General features: G+C 69.1%; 3 protein-coding genes and 1 pseudogene. 1 reads left to right on the top strand and 3 read right to left on the bottom strand.

Annotated features, from left to right (window positions below; translation table 11 throughout):
• Positions 1 to 97 precede the first annotated feature (97 nt).
• The 3 genes from DMC18_RS01795 to DMC18_RS01780 all read right to left on the bottom strand — a co-directional run bounded on the left by DMC18_RS01795 (position 98) and on the right by DMC18_RS01780 (position 2,725).
• Positions 98 to 880, bottom strand: a complete 783-nt coding sequence (locus DMC18_RS01795) for a VOC family protein (RefSeq protein ID WP_199228601.1) — start codon at positions 878 to 880, stop codon at positions 98 to 100.
• 91 nt (positions 881 to 971) lie between these two features.
• Positions 972 to 1,388: a GFA family protein gene (locus DMC18_RS01790; protein WP_110121771.1), complete on the bottom strand. Its 417-nt coding sequence runs from the start codon at positions 1,386 to 1,388 to the stop codon at positions 972 to 974.
• 230 nt (positions 1,389 to 1,618) lie between these two features.
• Positions 1,619 to 2,725 carry a PA0069 family radical SAM protein gene (locus DMC18_RS01780; protein WP_110121769.1) on the bottom strand — a complete coding sequence of 369 codons (1,107 nt, stop codon included), beginning with the start codon at positions 2,723 to 2,725 and terminating at the stop codon, positions 1,619 to 1,621.
• Between the two features lie 82 nt (positions 2,726 to 2,807).
• Between DMC18_RS01780 and DMC18_RS01775 the strand changes: the two are divergent.
• Positions 2,808 to 3,066: pseudogene (locus DMC18_RS01775) on the top strand (cell wall biosynthesis glycosyltransferase); the annotation flags it as partial.

Below are 3,066 nucleotides of genomic sequence, written 5' to 3'. Positions count from 1 at the left end.
CCTCGCACGACAGCAGCCCTGGGTGCGCCAAGCCTGATCAACATGGTTGCTCACCCGACCCGCTTCGCGGGCCACCCTCTCCCGCAAGGGGAGAGGGCTATTGGTTGGTGCTCACCACCGCGAACCCGGCCCCCTGCGGGTCGGTCGCCATGTAGATCCAGCTGCCGCCGGGCACCTGGTGGACGTCCATCATGGTGGTCGCGCCGGCCGCCAGGGCGCGGTCGCGGGCCGCCGAGGCGCTGTCGACCTGGGCGTAGTAGTTCCAGAACGACACCGGCATGTCGGGCGTCCTGGTCATCATGCCGCCGACGTCGGGACCGCCCGCCTCGTAGGCGAAGAGCTGGTAGGTTCCCATCGGACCCATGTCGATGCCTTGCGTCTTCACCCAGCCGAACAGGCCAGAATAGAAGGAAAAGGCGCCTTCGAGGTCGCCGGCCATCAGCTCGCGCCAGCCGAACGTGCCGGGCGCGCCCTCGGGCGGCGGCGTCGGGATCTCATCCTGCGGGAACGGCTTGAACAGCGTGAAGACCGCCCCGTACGGATCGGCGACGACCGAGAAGCGACCGACCGTGGGGATGTCGCCGGCGGGGATGAACACCGAACCGCCGGCCGCGACGACCTTCTCCACATAGGCGTCGACGTCGTCGACGAAGATGTAGCCGATCCAGCCGGGGCGGGAGCCTTCCGGACAGCCGCCCTCGGGCGTGAAGACACCGCCGACACCGGCGTCGCCGACATTGAGGATGGTGTAGGGCGTGGGGCCGGGCAGCCCGGAGTCGGTCGGCGTCCAGCCGACGACCTCGGCGTAGAACTTGGCCGCCGCCTCGACGTCGGTGGTCATCAGTTCGTACCAGCCGAACCTTCCGTTCATATCCGACATGCTCGTTCTCCCTTTTTATGCGCCCCGGCTCGGGCGGTTCTTGGCCAGGACGAACGGTGGGCGCCCGTCCCGACGGGTGGTGGGTGATTTTCTAGTCCGGCATGGTCTCGAAGGTGGCCAGGCCCGGCGGCAGCACGACCCAGTCGGGCTTGTCGCGCAGGAAGAGGGCCATGGTCGGCGCGAACTGCGTCGCGTCGTCCAGGGAGCCGGCATAGATCGTGTGGCTGGCGTCGACCCCGACCTCGCCGCCGAACACCAGGCCGCCGCAGGTCGGGCAGGCGTTGCGCAGGGCGACCCCGCCCCGGAAGGCCGGCGAGCGGACCTTCAGGGTTTCGCCGGTGATCGTCACCGCCGAGGCCGCAAAGCCCATGAACGGCACGAAGCCCGAGCCCGACGCCTTGCGGCAGTCGGCGCAGCAGCAATAGCCCTGATAGATCGGCGCGTCCGCAGCGCTCCAGCGCACGGCGCCGCACAGGCATCCGCCAGTGTAACGGTGTTCTGTCGTCATGGGCGGCATTGGCGGACCTTCCTGTGACAGACGCAAGCGTGGACGTTCATCCTCCGCTCCCTCCACTGTCGTCATCCCGGCCGGAGCGCAGCGGAGAGCCGGGACCCAGAGGACTGGGCGCGGCGCCGGGACTGGCCACCAGTGAGATGGCCGGCGCACTGCGGCGGCCCCTGGGACCCGGATAAGCGCTGGGCGCTTTCCGGGATGACGCGGGAGGGTGGATACGCGAACTAAAACAAACTCAACTGATCCCCCGCCTTGGGCGGGACGCGGAACTGGGTGATGTCGAGGCGGGGCAGGGGCTTGTCGAGTTCGAAGCGCTTCAGGGCGGCGTGGAAGCGCTGGTTCAGCACCTCGGCGATCGGGCCTTCGCCGGTCATGCGTTTGCCGAATTCGCTGTCATAGGCCGCCCCGCCGCGCATCTGACGCACCAGCGACATCACCCGCTTGGCGCGGTCGGGATGGTCGGAGGCCAGCCACTGCTCGAACAGGCCGTGGATCTCCATCGGCAGGCGGATGGCGACGTATCCCGCCGCCACCGCGCCGGCTTCCTTGGCCCGTTCCAGCACCGCTTCCATCTCGTGATCGTTCAGCGACGGGATGGCGGGGGCGAACATGACGATGGTCGGCACGCCGGCTTCGGAGAGCTGGCGCACGGCGTCGAGGCGCCGCTCAGGCGTGGCGGCGCGGGGCTCCATGCTGCGGGCCAGGCGTCGGTCGAGCGTGGTGATCGACACCGCCGCCCGCGCCAGGCCCGCCTTGCCCATTTCTCCCAGAATATCGAGGTCGCGGGTGATCAGGGCCGACTTGGTGATGATCGAGAACGGGTGGCGATAGCGGCTGAGGGTTTCGAGCACCGAGCGGGTGACACGAAGCCCGCGCTCCTGCGGCTGGTAGGGGTCGGTGTCGCCGCCGATATGGACGCTGCCGACCTTGTAGGTGGGCTTGGAAAGCTCGCGGTCGAGCAGCTTGCCGGCTTCGGGCTTGAAGAACAGCTTGCTTTCGAAGTCGAGGCCCGGCGAGAGGCCCAGATAGGCGTGGGCGGGGCGGGCGTAGCAGTAGATGCAGCCGTGCTCGCAGCCGCGATAGGGGTTGATCGAGCGGTCGAAGCCTACGTCGGGGCTCTTGTTGCGGGCGATGACGGTCTTGGACTTCATGGCCAGCACGCTGGTGGTCAGCGGCCGGGCGGCGTTGTCGTCTTCCGTCCAGCCGTCGTCGAAGGGTTCGGACGTGCGGCTCTCGTAGCGGCCGGTCTCGTTGCTCCGCGCGCCGCGCCCGCGCAGGGCGGCGGTCCCGGTCTTGTAGGCGGTGTCGGTGAAGGAGCGGCGCGACAGCATGAGGCGAACCTTACGCCCACATTGAGAACATAACAAGAACGATGCTTGACGCGATGTGGCGCGAGGCCGCAAAGGCGGATGCATGATCTCCGTGATCCTTCCCGCCGTCGCGCCCGGTCCAGCCTCCGTGCACGTGCTCGCCCAGCTTCTGGCCCATCTGGTGCCGGCGGCCGTCGACGGCCTGGTCAAGGAGGTGGTGATCGCCGGGCCGGTCGAGCCGGGGCTGGACGCCCTGATCGAGGACAGCGGGGCGCGGTTCGTGGCGGCGTCGGGCGACCGGGGCGCGCTGCTGGCGGCCGGGGCGGCGGTGGCGCGGGGCGACTGGATCCTGGCGCTGGATC

Origin of the sequence: Caulobacter sp. D5 (assembly GCF_003185805.1) — a bacterium.
Classification (GTDB): Bacteria; Pseudomonadota; Alphaproteobacteria; order Caulobacterales; family Caulobacteraceae; genus Caulobacter.
Note: the sequence above shows the minus strand (reverse complement) of the source record. Positions and strands in the feature narration are given on the sequence as shown.